The organism is Pseudoflavonifractor capillosus, from assembly GCF_016902575.1.
Taxonomy (GTDB): Bacteria; Bacillota; Clostridia; order Oscillospirales; family Oscillospiraceae; genus Enterenecus; species Enterenecus capillosus_A.
Genome location: NZ_JACSNZ010000181.1, coordinates 1 through 214, shown reverse-complemented (window position 1 = coordinate 214; position 214 = coordinate 1). Strand labels below are relative to the sequence as shown.

Here is a 214-nt window from a genome sequence, read left to right as displayed (position 1 = left end):
GCAGTTGGCAGACCGCACCTTGATTGTATCAAAAGGAGTTTTTTCTTCATACGGAACGCTAAAGCTTTTTTTGAACTCCCCGGCACAGCCGGGGGTTTTCAATATACAACAAAACGAGAGGCTAACCTTTTTGGGGGTTGGCCTCTCGTTTCATTTGCTTTACAATTTGTTTATGCAGACAAATTATAACAAGCAAGATCAGTGTACCGTATAT

1 protein-coding gene is annotated in these 214 nt (G+C 41.6%); it reads left to right on the top strand.

What is annotated here, in order from left to right; translation table 11 throughout:
• Positions 1 to 189: hypothetical protein (locus tag H9X86_RS12370; protein WP_204901769.1), on the top strand; the 189-nt coding region annotated here is incomplete at its 5' end.
• Between the last annotated feature and the right edge of the window lie 25 nt (positions 190 to 214).